19 protein-coding genes and 1 pseudogene are annotated in these 20,064 nt (G+C 73.1%); 9 read left to right on the top strand and 11 right to left on the bottom strand.

Going from position 1 to position 20,064, the window contains the following annotated elements; all coding sequences use genetic code 11:
- The first annotated feature begins 113 nt into the window (after positions 1-113).
- Entirely contained in the window at positions 114-2,234 is a 2,121-nt protein-coding gene (locus ACZ62B_RS22895) for an MDR family MFS transporter (RefSeq protein ID WP_344564841.1), read from the top strand.
- Positions 2,235-2,282: 48 nt separating this feature from the next.
- Here ACZ62B_RS22895 and ACZ62B_RS22890 read toward each other — a convergent pair whose 3' ends face one another.
- Positions 2,283-2,774 carry a GNAT family N-acetyltransferase gene (locus tag ACZ62B_RS22890; RefSeq protein ID WP_344564843.1) on the bottom strand — a complete coding sequence of 164 codons (492 nt, stop codon included), beginning with the start codon at positions 2,772-2,774 and terminating at the stop codon, positions 2,283-2,285.
- A 158-nt stretch (positions 2,775-2,932) separates the two neighbouring features.
- Between ACZ62B_RS22890 and ACZ62B_RS22885 the strand changes: the two genes are divergently transcribed.
- Positions 2,933-3,607, top strand: coding sequence for a hypothetical protein (locus ACZ62B_RS22885; protein WP_344564845.1), 675 nt, complete (start codon positions 2,933-2,935; stop codon positions 3,605-3,607).
- 3 nt (positions 3,608-3,610) lie between these two features.
- Positions 3,611-4,147, top strand: coding sequence for a hypothetical protein (locus ACZ62B_RS22880; RefSeq protein WP_469691878.1), 537 nt, complete (start codon positions 3,611-3,613; stop codon positions 4,145-4,147).
- Here ACZ62B_RS22880 and ACZ62B_RS22875 read toward each other — a convergent pair.
- Positions 4,136-4,576: a DnaJ family domain-containing protein gene (locus ACZ62B_RS22875; RefSeq protein ID WP_344564849.1), complete on the bottom strand. Its 441-nt coding sequence runs from the start codon at positions 4,574-4,576 to the stop codon at positions 4,136-4,138. The two genes, ACZ62B_RS22880 and ACZ62B_RS22875, sit on opposite strands and share 12 nt — an antisense overlap.
- 101 nt (positions 4,577-4,677) lie before the next feature.
- Here ACZ62B_RS22875 and ACZ62B_RS22870 point away from each other — a divergent pair, with 101 nt between their 5' ends.
- The gene (locus tag ACZ62B_RS22870) at positions 4,678-5,070 is read left to right on the top strand and encodes an FHA domain-containing protein (RefSeq protein ID WP_344564851.1); all 393 of its coding nucleotides are present in this window, start codon (positions 4,678-4,680) and stop codon (positions 5,068-5,070) included.
- Positions 5,071-5,094: 24 nt separating this feature from the next.
- On the opposite strand, the gene ACZ62B_RS22865 is transcribed toward ACZ62B_RS22870, so the two are convergent.
- Complete coding sequence (locus ACZ62B_RS22865; protein WP_344564853.1) at positions 5,095-5,772, bottom strand: O-methyltransferase; 678 nt, start codon at positions 5,770-5,772, stop codon at positions 5,095-5,097.
- A gap of 79 nt (positions 5,773-5,851) precedes the next feature.
- Positions 5,852-7,267, bottom strand: coding sequence for a glycine betaine/L-proline transporter ProP (gene proP, locus ACZ62B_RS22860; protein ID WP_344564855.1), 1,416 nt, complete (start codon positions 7,265-7,267; stop codon positions 5,852-5,854).
- A gap of 392 nt (positions 7,268-7,659) precedes the next feature.
- Here proP and ACZ62B_RS22855 point away from each other — a divergent pair, with 392 nt between their 5' ends.
- The 5 genes and pseudogenes from ACZ62B_RS22855 (at position 7,660) to ACZ62B_RS22835 (ending at position 12,390) form a co-directional block, all read left to right on the top strand.
- Positions 7,660-9,711 carry a bifunctional glycosyltransferase 87/phosphatase PAP2 family protein gene (locus tag ACZ62B_RS22855; RefSeq protein WP_469691875.1) on the top strand — a complete coding sequence of 684 codons (2,052 nt, stop codon included), beginning with the start codon at positions 7,660-7,662 and terminating at the stop codon, positions 9,709-9,711.
- 117 nt (positions 9,712-9,828) lie between these two features.
- A pseudogene (locus tag ACZ62B_RS22850) lies at positions 9,829-9,978 on the top strand (XRE family transcriptional regulator); the annotation flags it as partial.
- A complete protein-coding gene (locus ACZ62B_RS22845) occupies positions 9,959-10,144 on the top strand; it encodes a DUF397 domain-containing protein (protein WP_344564859.1) in 186 nt (61 codons plus the stop codon). The pseudogene ACZ62B_RS22850 and the gene ACZ62B_RS22845, both read left to right, overlap by 20 nt.
- Positions 10,144-10,800: a maleylpyruvate isomerase N-terminal domain-containing protein gene (locus tag ACZ62B_RS22840; protein ID WP_468878665.1), complete on the top strand. Its 657-nt coding sequence runs from the start codon at positions 10,144-10,146 to the stop codon at positions 10,798-10,800. The genes ACZ62B_RS22845 and ACZ62B_RS22840 overlap by 1 nt, the downstream gene beginning before the upstream one ends.
- A 93-nt stretch (positions 10,801-10,893) precedes the next feature.
- Entirely contained in the window at positions 10,894-12,390 is a 1,497-nt protein-coding gene (locus ACZ62B_RS22835; protein WP_469691873.1) for a DUF4246 domain-containing protein, read from the top strand.
- An 88-nt stretch (positions 12,391-12,478) separates the two neighbouring features.
- Here ACZ62B_RS22835 and ACZ62B_RS22830 read toward each other — a convergent pair whose 3' ends face one another.
- From ACZ62B_RS22830 to ACZ62B_RS22800, 7 genes are all read right to left on the bottom strand, one after another.
- Positions 12,479-12,898 (bottom strand): aggregation-promoting factor C-terminal-like domain-containing protein, encoded by a 420-nt coding sequence (locus ACZ62B_RS22830; protein ID WP_344564865.1) that lies wholly within the window; start codon positions 12,896-12,898, stop codon positions 12,479-12,481.
- A 308-nt stretch (positions 12,899-13,206) separates the two neighbouring features.
- Entirely contained in the window at positions 13,207-14,049 is an 843-nt protein-coding gene (locus ACZ62B_RS22825) for an ECF transporter S component (RefSeq protein ID WP_344564867.1), read from the bottom strand.
- Positions 14,046-15,701: an ABC transporter ATP-binding protein gene (locus tag ACZ62B_RS22820; RefSeq protein ID WP_344564869.1), complete on the bottom strand. Its 1,656-nt coding sequence runs from the start codon at positions 15,699-15,701 to the stop codon at positions 14,046-14,048. Before ACZ62B_RS22820 ends, ACZ62B_RS22825 begins: the two co-directional genes overlap by 4 nt.
- The gene (locus ACZ62B_RS22815) at positions 15,698-16,747 is read right to left on the bottom strand and encodes a CbiQ family ECF transporter T component (protein WP_469691986.1); all 1,050 of its coding nucleotides are present in this window, start codon (positions 16,745-16,747) and stop codon (positions 15,698-15,700) included. Before ACZ62B_RS22815 ends, ACZ62B_RS22820 begins: the two co-directional genes overlap by 4 nt.
- 226 nt (positions 16,748-16,973) lie before the next feature.
- Entirely contained in the window at positions 16,974-17,612 is a 639-nt protein-coding gene (locus ACZ62B_RS22810) for an SCO2322 family protein (RefSeq protein WP_469691871.1), read from the bottom strand.
- The gene (locus tag ACZ62B_RS22805) at positions 17,609-18,829 is read right to left on the bottom strand and encodes a prenyltransferase/squalene oxidase repeat-containing protein (RefSeq protein WP_468878672.1); all 1,221 of its coding nucleotides are present in this window, start codon (positions 18,827-18,829) and stop codon (positions 17,609-17,611) included. Before ACZ62B_RS22805 ends, ACZ62B_RS22810 begins: the two co-directional genes overlap by 4 nt.
- A gap of 488 nt (positions 18,830-19,317) precedes the next feature.
- Complete coding sequence (locus ACZ62B_RS22800) at positions 19,318-20,025, bottom strand: TetR family transcriptional regulator (RefSeq protein ID WP_344564875.1); 708 nt, start codon at positions 20,023-20,025, stop codon at positions 19,318-19,320.
- Positions 20,026-20,064: the final 39 nt, after the last annotated feature.

Genomic DNA, 20,064 nt, shown 5'->3' with positions numbered 1-20,064 from the left:
CACAGTCCCGCCCGCGCGCCCCCGGAATCCAAAATTCCGGGAGGACTCAACAGGCCATAACAGGTCACACCGATCACGATGGACTAGGGAACCAGTTCTCTGTGGAGGTCTTCATGGCCGGGGACGCGCGCCGTACGACGCCGAGGGTGAGCAACGCGGGACCCGCACCCGGCGCCGGACCACCGGGCCGTGACGCCGGCGGTCATGACGCCGGCGGCCGTGACGGCGGCGACCGGGAGCACGTGTCCGGGAACGTCGTGGTCTCGATCGGCGCCCTGCTGCTCGGCCTGCTGCTCGCCGCCCTCGACCAGACCATCGTCGCCACCGCGCTGCCCACCATCGTCAGCGAACTGGGCGGCCTGGAGCACCTGTCCTGGGTGGTCACCGCGTATCTGCTGGCCTCCACCGCCGCGACCCCGCTGTGGGGCAAGCTCGGCGACCAGTACGGGCGCAAGAAGCTCTTCCAGACCGCCATCGTGATCTTCCTGGTGGGCTCGGCGCTGTGCGGCGCGGCGCAGGACATGCCCCAGCTCATCGCGTTCCGCGCGCTCCAGGGCCTGGGCGGCGGCGGACTGATCGTGCTGTCGATGGCGATCGTCGGCGACCTCGTCCCGCCCCGCGAACGCGGCCGCTACCAGGGCCTGTTCGGGGCGGTGTTCGGCGCGACGAGCGTCCTCGGACCGCTGCTCGGCGGACTGTTCACCCAGCACCTGAGCTGGCGCTGGGTGTTCTACATCAACCTGCCCGTCGGGATCGTCGCGCTCGCCGTGATCGCGGCGGTGCTGCACATCCCGCGCCGGCGGACCAAGCACGTCATCGACTACCTCGGCACCTTCCTCATCGCCTCCGTCGCCACCTGCCTGGTGCTGGTCGCCTCCCTCGGCGGCACCACCTGGGAGTGGGCGTCGCCGCAGATCATCGGGCTCGCGGTGCTCGGCGCGCTGCTCGCCGTGGCCTTCGTGGCGGTGGAGCGGCGGGCCGCCGAACCGGTGCTGCCGCTGAAGCTGTTCCGGGTGCGCACCTTCACGCTCTCCGCCGTGATCAGCTTCATCATCGGCTTCGCCATGTTCGGCGCGATGACCTATCTGCCGACCTTCCTCCAGGTGGTCCAAGGCGTCACCCCCACCATGTCCGGCGTGCACATGCTGCCGATGGTGGCCGGCATGCTGCTGTCCTCCACCGGCTCCGGCCAGATCGTCAGCCGCACCGGCCGCTGGAAGGTGTTCCCGATCGCCGGCACCGCCGTCACCACCCTCGGACTGCTGCTGCTCCACCAGCTCGACGCGGACAGCTCCACCGCCGAGATGAGCGCCTACTTCTTCGTCTTCGGCCTCGGACTCGGCCTGGTGATGCAGGTCCTGGTGCTGATCGTGCAGAACGCCGTCCCCTACGAGGACCTCGGCGTCGCCACCTCCGGCGCGACCTTCTTCCGCTCCATCGGCGCCTCGTTCGGCGTCGCCATCTTCGGCACGATCTTCGCGAGCCGCCTCGGCAGCGAGCTCGCCGACGCCTTCCGGGGAACGCGGCTCCCGCCCGGCGTCTCGGCCGACTCCCTGGAGGCCGACCCGCGCGGCATCGCCGCCCTGCCGCCCGCCCTGCGCCCGCCGGCGCTCGACGCGTACGCCACCGCCATCACCGACGTCTTCCTGTACGCCGTGCCCATCGCCCTCCTCGGGTTCGCGCTGGCCTGGTTCCTCAAGGAGGACCGGCTGCGCGCCTCGGTCACCGCGCCCGACGTCACCGAGACGCTCGCCAGCAACCCCGTCGAGCGGTCCTCGTACGACGAGGTGTGCCGCGCGCTGTCGGTGCTCGGCACCCGCGAGGGACGCCGCGAGATCTACCGGAAGATCACCGACCGCGCGGGCTACGACCTGCTGCCCGCGACGAGCTGGCTGCTGCTGCGCATCAGGAAACACGGCTCGGTGGAGCCGGCCCGGCTCGCCGAACGCAGCCCCATCCCGCTGAACGTCGTCCTCGAGGCCGCCCGCCAGGCGGAGATACGGCACCTCGCCGTGCGCCGGGGCCTCGACATGGTGCTCACCGACGAGGGGCGCCAGGTGACGGAACGGCTGGCGCGGGCCCGCGAGGAGTCGCTGGCCGAGCTGCTCGGCGACTGGTGGGGGCCGGACCGCCCGACCGACCTGGTGCGGCTGGTGCACGAACTGAACGACGAGCTGTGCGGCTCCCAAAGCGAACGCCCGCACGACGAACGGGCGGTGACCCGGACCGGGTGAGGCGCGTCCTCGACCCAGCCCCTCAGCTCAGCCCCTCAGCTCAGCCCTTCAGCCCAGCTCCTTGGCGAACCAGTGCTCGGCGTACGGGTCGGCGTTGTGCGGCCCGGTCTCCGTGTAACCGAGCCGGGCGTACAGCGCCCGCGCCTCGACGAGGTCCCCGCGCGTGTCCAGCACCATCCGGGTGGCGCCCGCGGCACGGGCCGCGTCCTCGGCGGCCCGCACCAGCAGCGCCGCCCCGCCCCTGCCCCGCATCCCCGCGTACAGGAACACCCGGGTCAGCTCGGCCGTCGTACCGGCCGGCAGCCGGACGCCCGCACTGCCGGCCGGCTCACCCGCGTACCGCGCGACCAGCAGCAGACCCTCCGGCGGTGCGAGGTCGGCCCCCGACACGGCGGCGATCTCCCGCTCCAGTTCCTCGGGAGCGGTCCGCCGCCCCTCGTGCAGCAGGTACCAGCGGTCGCTGACCTCCGTGTAGTACGCCCGCCACAGCGCGGCGGCGACGGGGGAGTCGTACGGTTCCGGGGCCACGGTCCACACCATGCCCGCATTCTCGGCGGGTCCCCCGGCCGGCCCGCAAGCGAATAAGCAGTGGCGGACCGTGACGGCCCCGAACCGTTTGTGCGCGAACCTTCGGGCAACCCGGAGGACGAACCGGCTCGAGAGGAGTGCCGGTCCGGCCGAGAACCCGGAAGGCATCCATGTCCACTGGCCTGATCATTGCGTTGATCGTGATTGTCGCGGTCGTTGTCGCCGCCGCGGCCGTGCTGACCCTGCGAGCCCGCGGCCCGCGGCACGGCACCGGTCTGAAGCGGCGCTTCGGACCCGAGTACGACCGTGCCGTCGCCCGGCACGACGGGGACACCAAGGCCGCCGAGCGGGAGCTCGCCGAGCGCGTGGAGCGCCACGGCGACCTGCGCGTACGGCCGTTGGAGCCCGCCGAGCGGGAGAGGTACGAAGTGCGCTGGACGGCCGTCCAGGAGCGGTTCGTCGACGCGCCGCGCGACGCGGTCGCCGAGGCGGACCGGCTGATCGCCGAACTCGCCGCCGCCCGCGGCTTCCCCGCCGACGGGCACTACGAGGAACAGCTCGCCGCGCTGTCCGTGCACCACGCCCACCACGTCGAGGGCTACCGGCGCGTGCACCGGGTGGCGCAGGCCCGCGCGAACGGCGCGCACGACGCCGGTGCGGGCACGGAGGAGATGCGCGAGGCCGTCGTCGAGGCCCGCGCGCTGTTCGAGGAACTGGTGCGCCCGTCCCGGCACGAGGCCGGACGCCACCGCGCCGGCGCGGACGGCGACCGTACGTCCCCGGCCGTCGGCCGCGGCCACCGCACACCGTCGTTGTTCCACCGGCACCAGGCGAAGGAGAGCTGACCGATGACCGACGCGACCCGACGCCCCGGCGACACCCCGCCCGTCGAGGGGCACCGCACCACCCCCGACGCTCAGGGCGACGCCCCGGACGCGGGTGCCCGCGGCTTCGATGCCCGTGAGGAAACCGGCCGCACAGCCCCCGGCGGCGAGAGCCCGCCGCCCGCCGCACACCCGAGGCCCGACGCCACCGCCACCGCCCCCGCCCCCGCCGGCACCGGTACGCACCACGACGCCGACCGGGCACCCGTCGCCCGTCTCCTCCGGCTCGACGACACCGACGAGCTCACGGCGCGGTTGCAGCACGCCGTGGCCGGGTTCGTCGACGCGCCGCGGGACGCCGTGCGGGAGGCCGATCGCGCGCTGGAGGAACTCACCGAGCGTTTCACGGACGCGGTGACCGAGCGGCGCCGTACCCTGCGGCGGTCCTGGCAGACCGACGGCGCCGAAACGAGCGGCACCGCGTCCGCGACCGACACCGAGCAACTGCGGCTCGCCCTGCGGGACTACCGCGAGCTGGCGGAACGACTGCTACACGCCTGAGCCGTCCGAGCCGTCCGGCCCGCCCGCCGCCGCCCGGCGCTCCCGCCACTGCCGTACGACGTCCTCGACGTCGTACGGCCTCTTGCCCAGCGGGGGGCCGGGCGGCGGCTTGAACATCATGTCGCTGATCTTCGCGTTGATCTCCGTGAGGATCTTCCGCACGATCCGCTCCGAGGGCGCCGCGAGGGCCGCCTCCAGCGCGTCCTCGGCCTCCTTGCGCAGGGCCAGCGCAGGCGGCAGCACCGAGAAGCCCTCGCGGGCCATCTTCCGCTTGACCCACCACAGTTCGTCGTAGGTGGTCTCGACCTCGCGGGGGAGCGGCTTGCCCACCCCCGCCAGCTGCTCGAACTCGCCGCGGGCCTCCGCGTCGCGGATCTGCTTGTCGACCCAGCTCTCGAAGTCGACGCCGGGTGGCTTTCGCTCGGTCATGAGGCCATTGTGCCGGACGCCGTGGAGCCGGGCGTTTTATCATTCGGCGGCAGCGGGGCCGGGCCTCTCCGGTCCGCCAGGACGTCTCAGGAGGAGCCCACGTGCTCGAACTCACCATGGCCGCGGTGTCCGCGGCGGAAGCGGGTGCCACGGCCGGCATGCTCATGGCCGACGCGCCCAGCGAGCCGGGCACCGTGCTGCGGGTGGGCCGGGACAAGTCCCTGTGCCGGCTCTCCACGCCGGACGACTGGCTGTTCGTCTCGCGGGTCCACCTGGAGTTCCAGTGCGCGCCGGACGGGACCTGGCAGCTGACCTGGCTGCGCGGCTCCCTGCCCGAGCCGTCCTCCGAGGTCCGGCTGACCATCGGCGAGTACGCCCACCCGGTCGCCTACGGCGGCACCGTGGCGCTGCCCCGGGGCGGCAGCGGCGAGGTCGTCGTCCAGGACCGCACCGCCCCGCGCAGCGTCAACGTGGGCTTCTACCACGAGGTCTGAGACACGCGGCCCGGGAGCACGGGCTCAGGCCAGCACCCGGGCCAGCGCGAAGCCGTCGTAGTCCTTGGCGCCGACCGTCTGGATCGCCGTACCGCTCAGCCGGGGGTGGCCGCCGATCAGGTCGAGGGCGGCGCGGGTGCCCAGCACGTCCGGGTCGGTGTTGTCCGGGTCGGCCACCCGGCCGCCGCGTACCACGTTGTCGAGGACGATCAGGCTGCCCGCGCTGGTCAGCCTGAGCGCCCACTCCACGTAGTGCGGGTTGTTCACCTTGTCGGCGTCGATGAAGACCACGTCGAACGGCGGCGGGTTCTCGTCGGCCAGCCGGGGCAGCGACTCCAGCGCCGCGCCCACCCGCACCTCGACCTGCTTGTCGAGCCCCGCGCGGGCGATGTTGCGGACGGCGACCTCGGCGTGGCCGGGGTCGTACTCCAGGGAGATCAGCCGTCCGTCGGCGGGGAGGGCGCGGCCCAGCCAGATGGTGCTGTAGCCGCCGAGCGTGCCGATCTCCAGGATGTTCCTGGCCCCCTGCAACTGGGCGAGGAGCTGGAGCAGCTTGCCCTGCAGGGCCGAGACGGCGATCGGCGGGAGCCCGGCGGCGTCGCTGTCGCGCAGGGCCGCCGCCAGGGCGTCGTCGGGGGCGTCGGGCAGGAGGCGGCCGGTGAAGTAGTCGTCCACCTTCTGCCAGAGCTGCGACTCGCTCATGCACCTGTACCTTCCGTACGGCTGGTTAGCTAGCCTAACTAGTGCCGCTGACGAAGATACGCCGCGCCTCCGCCGCCCGTCAGGCGTTCTCCCGGTGTGTCCCGGCCGCCTCGGCCTCCAGCGAGGGCGCCGACCCCGGCAGCGGGCGGCCCGCCGACTCGGCCATGCGCCACACCGCGAAACCGCCGATCACGGCCGCCGCCATCATGTAGTAGGCGGGCATCATCATGTCGCCGGTCGCGCCGATCAGGGCCGTGACCACCAGCGGGGTGGTGCCGCCGAACAGGGACACCGAGACGTTGAAGCCGATCGACAGCGAGCCGTAGCGCACCCGGGTCGGGAACAGCGCGGGCAGCGCGGACGGCATGGCGGCGGTGAAGCAGACCAGCAGCAGGCCGAGCGCGCCCATGCCGACGGCGACCGCGAGCAGACCGCCGTCGCGGATCAGCAGCAGCGCCGGCACGGACAGCACCAGGAACCCGGCGCAGCCGGCCGCGATCACCGGGCGGCGGCCGACCCGGTCGGTCAGCGCGCCGGCGAACGGCTGGACGATCATCATCAGCACCATCACGCCGAGCACGACGACCAGGCCGTGCGTGGCGTCGTAGCCCAGCTCACTGGTGAGGTAGCTCGGCATGTACGACAGCAGCATGTAGTCGGTGACGTTGAAGACCAGCACCAGGCCCACGCACAGCAGCAGCGCGCGCCACTGGCCGGTCACCATCTCCCGCAGCGGCACCTTCGGGCGCTCGCTCTCGGCCTTGGCGACCTCGGCCGCGAACGCCGGGGTCTCCTCCAGGCGCATCCGCAGATAGAGGCCGACGATGCCCATCGGGCCCGCGATCAGGAACGGGATCCGCCAGCCCCAGGAGAGCAGGTCGTCCGACGACAGCAGCGCGGTCATCAGGGTGACCAGGCCCGCGCCGCCGATGTACCCGGCGAGGGTGCCGAACTCCAGCCAGCTGCCGAGGAAGCCGCGCCGCTTGTCGGGGGCGTACTCGGCGATGAAGGTGGACGCGCCGGCGTACTCGCCGCCGGTGGAGAAGCCCTGCACCAGCCGGGCCGCCAGCAGCAGGACCGGGGCGCCGACGCCGATCGCGGCGTAGGACGGGATCAGGCCGATGGCGAAGGTGCCCGCCGCCATCATGATCATGGTGAGGGCGAGGACCTTCTGCCGTCCCACGCGGTCGCCGAGCGGGCCGAAGACCATGCCGCCGAGCGGACGGACCAGGAAGGCCGCGGCGAAGGCGCCGAACGTGGACAGGAGCTGGGCGGTGGGGTCGCCCGAGGGGAAGAAGACCTTGCCCAGCGTGACCGCGATATAGCTGTAGACACCGAAGTCGAACCATTCCATCGCGTTGCCGAGCGCCGCCGCCTTCACGGCGCGCCGGACGAGCGCGGGGTCGGTGACGGTGGGGGCGGAGGTGTGCGCGGCGCCGGACTCCGGCGAGGCCTTCCGCGGGGACGGGGGAGCGGCGACCGTGGCAGTCGTCAAAACTTCGCTCGCCTACCTTTCGACGGGGACAGGGGCGGGTCCGCGCGGCGGCGCTGTCGGGCGGTCCGAAGGGGACGACGATAGGCGCACTCGGCCCTTCCACGGACGGTGTGCAAATGGCTGCACACTGCACATAAATGTGGTGTGCGCAGGGGCGCGACCCCGCGCGGATGCGCCCCGCCCGATGGTCCGTTGTGACCCTTCTCGCGTCATTCGCGGGCAACGCGATCCCCCACGGACTATCGTCATCCGGACAAAAGTGAGAATGACGTCAGGTGGGGCCGCGGTTCCCCGCGTCCTTGTCCAGGGGTGGGCGAGCCTCACCGGGTTCGCGGAGCGAATCCCCACGCACGGGACGCGCGGAGCGAAACGGGGCGGGAGGTCGGCGAGGCGTGGCGAACGCGGAGCACAGTGAGCGACCGACGGAGACTCCCGGGGCGACGGCCGCCGACGGCACCCGGGCACGGCTGCGCGCCGCGCGCCTGGCCCTGTGGCTGCTGGCCGCCGTCCTGGCCGCACGCCAGGTCGCCGTCGTCCTCACCACACCGAGCGGGGAACGGCTGACCGCCCTGGAGACCTGGGTGGGCCCCGAGGGCGTCCTGCACGTCAGCGGCTCCCTCTACGACTCCACCCGGTTCACCGGCACCCCCTTCGGCGGGCTCGTCCTCAAACCCCTCACCCGCCCCGCCGAACAGGCCCTCGGCTGGGGCTGGACCTTCGGCACCCTGCTCCTGGTCGTCGCCCTCGGACTGATCGCCGCCCGCGCCCTGCCCCGGCCGGTCGGCCGCCGCACCGCGATCCTCGCCGGGCCCGTCGCCATCAGCCTGCTCATGCTGTCCCTGCCGGTGCGCAGCACCCTCTGGCTCGGCCAGACCAGCATCATCCCGGTCCTGCTCGTCCTGCTGGGCTGCTTCGTCGCGCGGGGACAGCGCGTCAGCGGCGTACTGACCGGTGTCGCCGCCGCCCTCCAGCCCACCCTCCTCCTCTTCGCCCCGCTGCTGTGGTTCACCGGCCGCCGCCGGGCCGCCGCCGCCACGGGCGTCGCCTTCGCCGCGGCCACCGCGCTCGCCTGGGCCGCGATGCCGCACGACTCCCACACCTACTGGGTGCACCACCTGGCGGGCACCGGCCTCGGCGGTCCCGCCGACGACCTCGCCAACCAGTCCCTGCACGGCGCCCTGCTCCGCCTCGGCCTCCGGGGCCCGCTGGAGATCGGCCTCTTCCTGCTGCTCGGCGCGGCCGTCGTGATCCTCGCCCTGCGCCGCGCGGTGCGCTACGCCCACGACGGCCAGCTCCTGCTCGCGGTCGCCGTCACCGGCTGCGCCGCCATCGTGGTCGCCCCGACCGCGTGGCAGCACCAACTGCTGTGGGTGCTGCTCGCCGCCGTCGGCCGGGCCGGCAGACGCGCCCGCGACCGCCTGGTGTGGCCCGTCGCCGTCGTCCTGGTGATGACGCTGCCGGCGAAGACGATGCTGCCGAACATGGCGTTCCTGCACCCGCTGCGCGACAACACCGTCCTCCTGGCCGCCCTGGCCGCCGCCACCGCGGCCCCCTTCCTCTCCCGCGGCTCGCCGTACTTCCGCACCCCGGTCCCGACCCCGTACGCCCCGCCCGTCCCGGCCCGCTTCGGGTTCGTCCCGCTGCTGCCGTTCCTGCGCCGGGTGCTCATCCGCCCGAACCTCCTGCTCGAGGTCCTGCTGATCCGCGTCACCTACACCGCGTACGCCCAGGTCCGCCTCGCCGTGACCGGTGGCAGCAACTCGGCGGGCCGCGCCCGCGCCGAGGAACACGGACGGCAGATCCTCGACCTCGAACGCCTGCTCCACATGGACATCGAGCACGCCGTCAACCACGCGGTGGTGAAGATCGGCTGGCTGCGGGAGTTCTTCGACTTCTACTACACGTCGTTCCACTTCGTCGTCCCGCTGACCGTCCTCGGCCTGCTCTACTGGCGCCGCCCCGTCGACTACCGCTGGGCCCGCGCGAGCCTGGGCTTCGCCACGCTCCTCGCCCTGGTCGGCTTCTGGCTCTACCCGCTCGCCCCGCCCCGCCTGATGCCCGGCCTCGGCATCGTCGACACGGTCCACGGCGTCCAGGACTTCACCCAGCCCGACTACGGCACCCTCACCCACCTCACCAACCAGTACGCGGCGATGCCGTCGCTGCACTTCGGCTGGTCCCTGTGGTGCGGACTGGTGATCGCGGTCATCGCGCCGAAGCCGTGGATGAAGGCCCTCGGCCTCCTCCACCCCCTGTTCACGGCCTCCGCGATCGTCACCACCGGCAACCACTGGATCCTGGACGCGGCCGGCGGCGCGGTCGTCGTCGCCGCCGGCTTCGGCCTGACGTACCTGTTCCAGGGCCCGCGCGCCCGCACGACGACGGCCGCCGCCGGACTCGGCGGCGAGCCGTCGACGCCGGTGAGGGACCGTACTCCGGGCTGAGCCGGTACTCGCCGGGCGCGCTCGCGCCCCGCCCGCACGCCGGGTGGGTCCAGCGGCGCAAAGCGCTCACCCTTGACGAAGGGTGTGCCGAGGGCCGCCGAGCCTGACTGCTCCTGCGGTGAGGCGGAGGCGACCGCGAATCCGGACACCGTGGACGACTGCTCGCTCCGTTACGATCACCCGCAGGCTGCCGCACTCCCGCTCAAGGACTCGGCGGAACTGATCCGGGGCGTGAGGGAGGAACGCTATGGAGATCAACCGGCGTGAGTCCGGCTACGGCAGTGGCCAGGGCGGCAACTGCGTTGAGATCGCCGAAGTTCCCGGCTCCACCGTCACCGTCCGGGACTCGAAGAACCCGGCGGGCCCGATCCTCCCCCTTCGCCCCGCCACCTTCACCGCCCTCCTGACCTGGACGACAACCGAATGGTCGTGATGACCCACTTCTCGCGCTCCTGGACCGCCCTGCTCGCCGCGGTCGCCGACCTCCCGGACGAGGACTTCGAGCGCCCCTCCGGCTGCGTCGGCTGGCTCGTACGGGATCTGGTGTGTCACCTGGTCATCGACGCCCAGGACGTCCTGATCACCCTGGTCACCCCCGCCGACACCGAGCCGACGGCGGACGCGACCACCTACTGGGACCTGGTCGACCCCCCGACCGGCGACGACCCCCTGGACGCGCTGATCCCCCGTCTGGCGGCCGCGTACGGTGACCCGGCCCTGCTCAAGTTCCACCTGGACGACGTGGGTTCCGCAGCCGGCCGTGCTGCCGAACTGGCCGACCCGGCGGCCCGCGTGAGCACGCAGGACAAGGTCCTGACCGCCGGCGACTACCTCTCCGCGTACGTCCTCGAATGGACCCTGCACCACCTGGACCTGATCGCCCACCTGCCCTCGGCCCCCCAGCCCCCCACGGAAACCCTCGCGGCGGCCCGCGCGGCCCTGGAGAAGATCGCCGGTGCCGCGTTCCCCGCCGAACTCCCCGACGCGGACGTACTCCTGGTCGGTACGGGACGCCGTACGGCGACCGCCGAGGAGAGGGCCGCGCTGGGCGGCGGCCTCGCCGAGAGGATTCCGTTCGTCCTCGGTTGAGCGCGAACCGGGGCCTCACACGACCACGGCTGCGGTGTCAGTCCGCTGAAGTACTCTTCCCGCCACCGCACACCGACTGGGGGACCAAGAAAATTGTCTGACCTGTCCGCTTTCCCGCTGCCCTTTCACGCTGCGCGTTCCATATCGTTCGCGAAGCCCCGGACACTGCGGGAACTTCAGATGATGCAGTGCAGCTCGCACATCCGGGCGAAGCCCGGGTGGTTCGACAAGATGAACGACGCCGACATCGTCGCCAGGTGGACGCGGGAAGCGCTCGCCCAGGGCCTCACCGAGGCGCAGGTTCGTTACGTGCTCGACGAACTCCGGCATTACGCCGCGCTGCGGGACGGGCGAACCGGCGTCGAGGTGTCCGCCGTCGACGGGGTGTGGCAGTCGGACACGCTGGTCGACGACGGGCTCAGGTCCCGGTTGCGCGAGGCGGTCCGGGTGCTGGAGGAGGTCCCCGAAGCGGAGCGGGACTGGCATCCCGGCTCCGACGGCCAGGTGCTGGATCTGGTGCATCCCTCACTGTTCTGCCTGGTGAGAGAGGCGAGCGGGGCGCCCGAGGAGGCCTGGCGGAACTCGACGGACCGCTACTCGAAGTACGAGTTCTCGGAGAGGTTCCAGTGGCTGCCCACGGACGTCGACGTCGACGAGGACGGCGATGTCGTCTTCCGTTCGTACGTCAACAACGTCCACCCCGAGACCCATCGCGAACTGGCCGCCGTGCTGCCGGAGCTGTTCGCGCGCTTCCGCCCGCTGTGGGAGAACGTGCTCACCGATCTGCGCTACCCGCGCCCCCTGCGGATCAAGGCCGACCCCTACTCCTGGTACGACGAGGACCCGGACGAGCCGGTCGAACCCGACGGCGATGACGACGACGCCTACGACGCGTACGAAGCGGCCATGGACGAGTGGTGGGAGAACCGCCGCCCGGTCGTCCCGGACGCCCCGGCCTTCACCCCGCCCGAGCCGCCCGACGACTCCGGCCGGGTCGACCTGCGCGGCCGTCGTCTCCAGGTCATCGTCAAGCTCGCCACCATCCACCTCACCCCGGACAAGCCCGAGTACCAAGGCGGCTCCTGGCACGTCGAGGGCATGCTGAACGAGCGGATCGTCTCGACCGGCATCTACTACTGGGACAGCGAGAACATCACCGAGAGCCGGCTGAGCTTCCGGACGGCGCTCGACGACCCGAGCTACGAACAGAACGACGACAACGGCATGCGTGAGGTCTACGGCCTGGAGAACGAGGACGCGCTGAACCAGGTGCTGGGAGCGGCGTCGACCCCGGCGGGCCGCTGCCTGGCGTTCCCGAACGTCCTGCAGCACCGCGTCGGCTCGTTCCGCCTCGCGGACCCCACCCGCCCGGGACATCGCAAGATTCTCGCGTTCTTCCTGGTCGACCCGTCGGAAAGGATCGTCTCGACCTCCGACGTGCCGCCGCAGCAACCGTGGTCCGACACCTCGACCATGACGCTCGAACAGGCCAGGGGCTACCGCGAAGAACTCATGCGGGAACGCAAGTTCTTCGTCGACGAACACAACGAGCAGCTCTACGAACGGGAGTTCTCCCTCTGCGAGCACTGAGGGCCGAGGCGGGACGACGAAGGCGGCGGCCCCGGGGATCGTGGGGTCGCCGCCTTCGGTATGGGGGGTGTGGTGCTGCCAGTACCTGTCAGTACCAGTGGTTGGCCTGCCAGAAGGACCAGGCGTCGCAGGCGCTGCCGTAGCGGTCCTTCATGTAGTCCAGGCCCCACTTGATCTGGGTGGCGGGGTTGGTCCTCCAGTCGGAGCCGGCCGAGGCCATCTTGGAGGCGGGCAGGGCCTGGACCAGGCCGTAGGCGCCGCTGGAGGCGTTGGTGGCGGTGGGGTTCCAGCTGCTCTCGTGCTGGACGATCTTCGAGAAGCACTGGAACTCGGCCGAGTCGCCGATCATCTTCTTCGCGGTCGCCTGGGCCGAGGAGGCGCTCGTCGTGGTCGCGGCCTGGGCGGGCGCGGCGGCGATCAGGGTGCCGCAGGCGGCGGCCGCGAGGGCGGCGCCGGCGAGGGCCTTCTTCGGGGTGGCGACGGTGCGGAGGAGGGAAGCGGCGGACACAGGCGGCCTTTCGGTCGGGAACTGGGAGGTCGCCGTATGCCCGGTGCCGTACGTACGTCCGTCGTACGGCGGGGCATGTGTCGGCGCCGCGACCCGTGAGGGGCGTCGGCGCCTGGCGACCGCTCCACAGAAACAAATCCCGGGATTGCCCGCAAAGGTCCCTTTTACTAAGCGCGGTCGCAGAAGGGGGCGGGGCGCGGGGGTGTTCGCGGCGGCGCCCGCGGGGGCCCGGCTACGGCCCTGCTTCGTATGTGACCCGGGTCATGTGGGGTCCTTCACCCACTCGTTCACGGGGTGCGAGCGGCTGCTCACCGAGTGGTGTCCGTGAAGGTGACCGGCGCCTCGAAGGCCGCCCGGCGGGTGGCGCGGCGCAGGGCCTTCAGGACCGGGGTGCCGAGGGTGAGGGTCAGGGCGACCGTGACCAGGGCCCTGCCCAGGTCCCAGCCGAGGGACGTGGCCAGGCAGTACGCCAGGAAGCGGGCCAGGTTGGCGGGGAGCGACGCGTCGGGGGAGAAGGAGATGTTCGAGGCCAGGGCGGACATGAAGGGCCAGCCCGCCATGTTCATCACCGTGCCGTAGGCGAAGGCCGCCAGGAAGCCGTACACCGCGAGCAGACAGAGCTCCGCGCGCCCGCGCAGCCGGTCGGCGCCCGGCAGCAGGGCCGCGCCCATCGTGAACCAGCCCATCGACAGCATCTGGAACGGCAGCCAGGGGCCGACACCACCGGTGAGCAGGGCGGACGCGAACATCGTCACCGAGCCGAGGACGAAGCCGAAACCGGGGCCGAGGACCCGGCCGCTGAGGACCATGAGGAAGAACATGGGCTCCAGGCCGGCCGTGCCCGCGCCGATGGGGCGCAGGGCCGCGCCCGTCGCCGCGAGGACGCCGAGCATCGCCACCGCCTTCGGGCCCAGGCCCGATTCCGAGATCGTCGCCGCCGCGACCGCCACCAGCAGGACCAGGAGGCCCGCGAAGAGCCACGGCGCGTCCTGGGCGTGGGCGTTCACGGAGGAGTCGGGCGGGGCGAGGAAGGGCCAGCCGACGCCCGCCACGCCCACCGCGCTCACCAGGGCGAGGGCCGCCCAGGAGCGGGGGCCCAGGCGGACGGCCCGGGTCTGGCGCTGGGCGGGCGGGCCTTCGGCGGCGGTCATCGCAGTGCCTCCCGGACCTGGGAGACCGTGAGCCAGTGCTGCGGGGCGAGGATCTTCGCCACCTGCGGGGCGAAGGACGGGGACGTCACGACCACCTCCGCCGCCGGGCCGTCCGCGATCACCTCGCCCTCGGCGAGCAGCACCACCCGGTGGGCGAGTTCCGCCGCCAGCTCCACGTCGTGCGTGGCCATGACGATCGCGTGGCCCTCGGCGGCCAGTCCGCGCAGGATCGTCACCAGGCGGGCCTTCGCCGCGTAGTCCAGGCCGCGGGTCGGTTCGTCGAGGAGGAGCAGGGGCGGGCGCGCGGTCAGGACGATTGCCAGGGCGAGGGTCAGGCGCTGGCCCTCGGACAGGTCGCGGGGGTGGGTGTCGTCGGCCACCGAGGGGAGCAGCTCCGTCAGCAGGGCGCGGCAGGTGCCCGGCTCGGCGCCCGCGTCCTCGTCGGCGGCCGCGCACTCCGCCGCGACCGTGTCGGCGTACAGGAGGTCGCGGGGTTCCTGCGGGACCAGGCCGACGCGGCGGACCAGGTCGCGGGGGCGGGTGCGGTGGGGGACCGCGTCACCGGTGCGGACCGAGCCCGAGGAGGGGGCGACCAGGCCCACGAGCGCGCCGAGCAGCGTCGACTTCCCGGCGCCGTTGCGGCCCATGAGGGCGATCGTCTCGCCGGGGGCGACGGTCAGGTCGACCCCGCGCAGGGCCTGGACGCGGTCGCGGCGGACCGCGAGGGAGCGGACCTCGGCCACGTGGGCGGGGGCCGGGGCGTCGGGCTTCCTGCGCGGGAACAGGCGCCTGGTGGTGGTCGGCGGCGGCGCGGGTTCGTGGGCGGGCGGTCGCCTGTCGGCGAGGCGGTCGCGCAACGGGCCCGCCCTGCGCCGGGCGTCGCGGACCGTCAGGGGGAGGGGGGACCAGCCGGCCAGGCGGCCCAGGCCGACCACCGGGGGGTGGACGGGGGAGACCGCCATCACCTCCGACGGGGTGCCGAGCCACGGCCGCTTGCCGGGGCCCGGCAGCAGGGCCACCTGGTCGGCGTACTGGATGACGCGTTCCAGGCGGTGCTCGGCCATGAGGACGGTGGTGCCCAGGTCGTGGACCAGGCGCTGGAGGACCGCGAGGACCTCCTCGGCCGCCGCGGGGTCGAGTGCGGAGGTCGGCTCGTCGAGGACCAGCACCCGGGGGTGCGGGGTGAGGACCGAGCCGATCGCCACGCGCTGCCGCTGGCCGCCGGAGAGGGTGGCGATGGGGCGGTCGCGGAGATCGGCGAGACCGAGCAGGTCCAGGGTCTCCTCCACCCTGCGGCGCATCACGGCCGGGGGGACGCCGAGCGACTCCATGCCGTAGGCGAGTTCGTCCTCCACCGTGTCCGTCACGAAGTGGGAGAGCGGGTCCTGGCCCACCGTCCCCACGACGTCGGCGAGTTCGCGCGGCTTGTGGGTGCGGGTGTCACGGCCGGCGACCGTGACCCTGCCGTGCAGGGTGCCGCCCGTGAAGTGCGGGACCAGCCCGCTCACCGCGCCGAGGACCGTCGACTTGCCGACGCCGGACGGGCCGACGAGGAGGACCAGTTCGCCCTCGGGGACCTCGAAGTCGACGCCGTGGACGGCGGGTTCGGCCGTTCCGTCGTACGTCACCGACACGTTCTCGAAGCGGATCACGTCGTCGGCTCCTTGCGGGTGTCCGTGGCCGCCTCGGGGGCGGGGGTGATGAAGGCGGGCAGCAGGCCGATCAGGACGGCCGCCGCCGGCCACAGGGGGAGGGTGGGCGCGACGAGCGGGACCACGCCGGGGTGCAGGGCCGCCGGGTCGCGGGAGGCGGCGAGGGTGAGCAGGGCGGCCACGGCGACTCCGGAGGCCGTGACCAGCCAGGCGCGGACGTCCCAGGGGTCCGGGCGGTAGCGGGTGCGCAGGGTGCGCCGGCCGCCGAGCCACAGGCCCGCGAGGGCGGCGGCGACACCGGCGAGGAGGACGGGCAGGCCGTAGGTGCCGCCCTCGGCGGTGAGCAGTCCGTACGTTCCGGCGCAGACGCCGAGCAGACCGCCGAGGGTGAGGGCGGCGGTGGTACGGCGGACGGCGGGAGGCACCTGGGCGGTACGGCTGTATCCGCGGGCGTCCATCGCGGCGGCGAGGGCGACCGAGCGCTCCAACGCGCCCTCCAGGACCGGGAGTCCGACCTGGAGCAGGCCGCGGATGCCCTTGTCGTGCCGGCCGCGCAGACGGCGGGCGGCGCGCAGGCGCTGGACGTCGGCGATGAGGTGGGGCGCGAAGGTGAGGGCGACGACGACGGCCACGCCGAGTTCGTACAGGGCGCCGGGGAGGGATTTGAGGAGGCGGGAGGGGTTGGCGAGGGCGTTCGCGGCGCCTACGCAGATGAGGAGGGTGGCGAGGCGGAGGGCGTCGTACAGGGCGAAGGTGAGGGCTTCGGCGGTGACCTTGCCGCCGAGGCGGATGCCCTGGGCCCAATGGGGGAGAGGGACTTCGGGGAGGTGGACGAGGGTGTGCGTGCCGGGGATGGGGGAGCCGAGGAGCACGGCGAAGGCGAGGCGGACGAGGATGACGGCGAGGGCGAGTTTGAGGAAGGCGCCGTAGGAGCGGGACCAGGGGGTGTGGGGGCGGCGGGTCGCCACGACGTAGGCGGAGACGGTGATGAGGAGGGTGAGGAGGAGGGGGTTGGTGGTGCGGGTGGCGGCTGTGCCGAGGGCCAGGGACCAGAGCCACCAGGCGCCGGGGTGGAGCTGGGAGTGCCGGTGCCGGTGCCGGTGCTGTGGTGGGGCGGGGGGTGTTGCACGGCCCGGCGTTTGCGGGGTGCTTCCCCCACTCTCGGCTTCGCTCGAGCGGGGGGACCCCCATCGCCCACCCGTGCCGCCCTGGGGGTACCTCCCAGGCCCTTTCGGGCTCTGGGGGAGGCACGACTGCCCGCAGTTGCGGAGGCTAGCCACGGCGGCGGGCCTGCCAGATGGCTGCTGCTCCGAGGAGGGCCACCACGGCGATTCCGGCTATCAGGCCCACCGACGGGCCGCCCGAGTCGTCCGGCTCGGGCTTTTCCTCTGCGGGGGCGGGGGCCTTCTCCGCCGAGACCTGTTCTCCGCAGCCCTTCTTCGGGTAACCCGATATCGCGCACAGCAAGGCGTTGGTGTCGTAGCGGAGGGGTTCGGCCACCGAGGCCAGGGCCTCGGCCGTGGTGGCGTCCTCGGGGACCTGGGCGCAGGCCGTGCGGCCGGCCGGCGGGGTCTCGCCGGACGGGGCGTCGGCGGGGGTGCCGAAGTCGATGACCAGGGCCACGCGTTTCCTGCCGTCGGCCGCCGGGGTCTTCGCGCAGATGGTGTCGAAGTCGGCGGTGCCGCGCGGCTTCGTCGCGTCGGCGGAGTTCTCGCTGACGGAGAAGCGGAAGCCGTGGACGTCACCGTCGGCGGGGCGGGCGAGGGACGGGCCCTGGTTGGCGTACGTCCACGCCGTGCCGCTCCGCTCCCAGAACGACCAGTAGCGGTAGCCGGCGGCCCCCGCCTGGCCCGCTCCCGCCAGCAGGGGCAGGAGCGCGGCCAGGAACAGCACGGTGGCCCGGCGGATCACGGCCGCTGCCGCTTCGTACGGCCGCTGATCAGGAAGCCGATGCCGATGCCGGCGACCAGGCAGATGCCGACGAACCACCAGACACCGAAGCCGGAGTCCGATTCGGACTCGGACTCGTCCTTCTTCTCGGCCGCCTTGGCCTCCGCGGCCTTCTCGGCGGCCGGGCCGGTCGCACCCAGTTGCTTCACCAGGTCCGTGCCGCCGAAGTCGCGCGGGTCGGCGCCGGTCGCGTGGGCGGCGAAGATGAGCTGGGCGTAGGCGGCGGGGCCACTCCGGGCCGCCCAGTCGGCGGCGTTCTTCTCCAGCCAGGACAGGGACTTGCCGGCCTGCTCGCCGGCGCCCTGCGCGGCGAGCGCGACCACCGCGTCGGCGGTGTTGCCGTAGTCGGGCTGGTCCTCGGCGCCGGCGAGGGCGGAGGTGAGGTGGCCGTCCTCGGCGAGGGCGCCGGTGAGGTAGGCGGCACCGTTGGCGGCGGCCTGCTCGGGGCCGTCGGCCTTCTCGCACGCCGCTTCCCCGGAGCCGCCCTTGCCGGGTTCGACGACCAGGCCCGCGCCGAGCGAGCCGACGACGCCCGCCGCCGTCGCGTCCGCGTTGGCGGCCAGCCCGCCCTTCTTGTCCGGCTGGAAGGCGAACGCGCCCGCGCCGTCGCCCTCGCAGGGCAGCGCCAGCTTCAGCAGGGCGTCGTAGGGGGACTTGCCGTCCTTCTTCACCTCGGCCGGCTTCTCACCGGCGGCCGCGAGCGCGCCGATGACGACGGAGGTGGAGTTGGTGTCGCTGGCGCCGCCCGCCACGTAACCCCAGCCGCCGTCCTCGTTCTGCGCGGACTTCAGCCAGCCGACGGCCTTCTCCGTGACGTCGTCGTGTCCGCCGAGCGCGGCGAGGGCCTGGACGGCGGCGGCGGTCTGGTTGGTGTCGACCATCGTCTTCGCGTCGCACGCCTTGGCGGTGTCGGCGCGGTACGGGGCGAAGGAGCCGTCGGCGCACTGCTGCCCGGTGAGCCAGTCGACGGCCGCCTTCGACGGCTCGACGCCCACCGTGTGCTGGGCGAGCAGGGCGAGCGACTGGCGCCAGACACCGTCGTACTGCGGGTCGCTGTCGCCGTACAGGGCGGAGGGCAGCGCCCGGGACGGGGACGGGGAGGTGTCGGCGGCGGCCGGGGCGGCGGCGCCGATCACTGCGGCGGCGGCCAGGACCGCTGCGCTGCGGCGGACATTCATGATCGGCGGGTGCCTTCTTCCCTGCGGGGAACCGGGCAGCGCGGGACACCCCGGCGGCTCGGCTCCGTATACCTCGACGGTGCCGGTGCGCCGGCGGGACCGCCGGGCACGTGAGCCGGTCACGAACCGTGCGGGGCAGTCCGGCTCACCGTCCTGGCGGACGGTTCACGATAGGGGTCTCCCCGGTTCGAGCGAAGCCGAGAATTGGGGAAGGGTCAGCGCCGGAATTGCACCGGCTTCCCCCCGTACGGTGTGATGACGACGCCGACACTCTACCCGCCTGCGGGGAAGGGGCCAGGGGCGGCTTCGGTGAGCAGGGTCACGTCAACCGTGGGGCGTGCGGCGCACCCGGATCCCCGGAAAGGGGGACCGTGGGTGCGGGCGGGCCGGGTCGGGAAGCCGGGCGGGCGCCGACCTGCGGCGGGGGTGGGGTGCCGGCCGCGAGCGAGCCGTTCCCGACGGAGGAACCTCGGAAGTCCCGCCGGTGATCACCGAGGGCCGTCGGTGCTCGTCGGGCCCTTCGGGGCCGCCAGGTCCATCAGGCGGCACACCGTCTCTATGTCGGTCTTGACCTGGGCGATGGAGGCGCGCCCCGAGAGCCAGGTGATCAGGGTCGAGTGCCAGGTGTGCTCGATGACCCGGACGGCCGAGAGCTGCTCGGGCGTGGGATCGGTGAGCTCCACGGCGTCCAGGATGATCATCGTGGTCTGCCGGGAGACCTGGTCGACCTCCGGGCTCACGCTGCGGTCCGCGAACGTCAGGGCGCGCACCATCGCGTCGGCCAGGTGCGGCTCCCGCTGGAGCGCGCGGAAGGCCCGCATCAGGGTCTCCGCGACCCGCTCGGCCGGGGTCTCGCCGGCCGGCGGCTTCTTCCGCAGCGTGCCGTGCAGGGTCTCCAGCTGGTCCTGCATGGTCGCGACCAGGAGATGGATCTTGGACGGGAAGTAGCGGTACAGCGTGCCGAGCGCCACCTGCGAGGACTCCGCGACCTCCCGCATCTGCACCGCGTCGAAGCCGCCCCGGCCGGCCAGCTGCGCGCACGCCCGCAGGATGCGGCGACGGCGCGCCTCCTGGCGCTCGGTGAGCGGCGAGGCCGGGGCGGGCCGCGCGGCGCCGGCTCCCGTCGCCGCCGCCTTGCCCGCCTTGTCCGTTGTGGCTGCCCTGGCCGCCTTGTCCCTGTTGGCTTCCGTAGGCATGGATCCCGTCCGTGACAGTCGGTGAGGGTGGATGATCAG

This window comes from Streptomyces sp. NPDC053426, assembly GCF_055585405.1.
The sequence above is the reverse complement of the archived record's forward strand: the minus strand, read 5'-3'. Positions and strand labels throughout refer to the sequence as shown.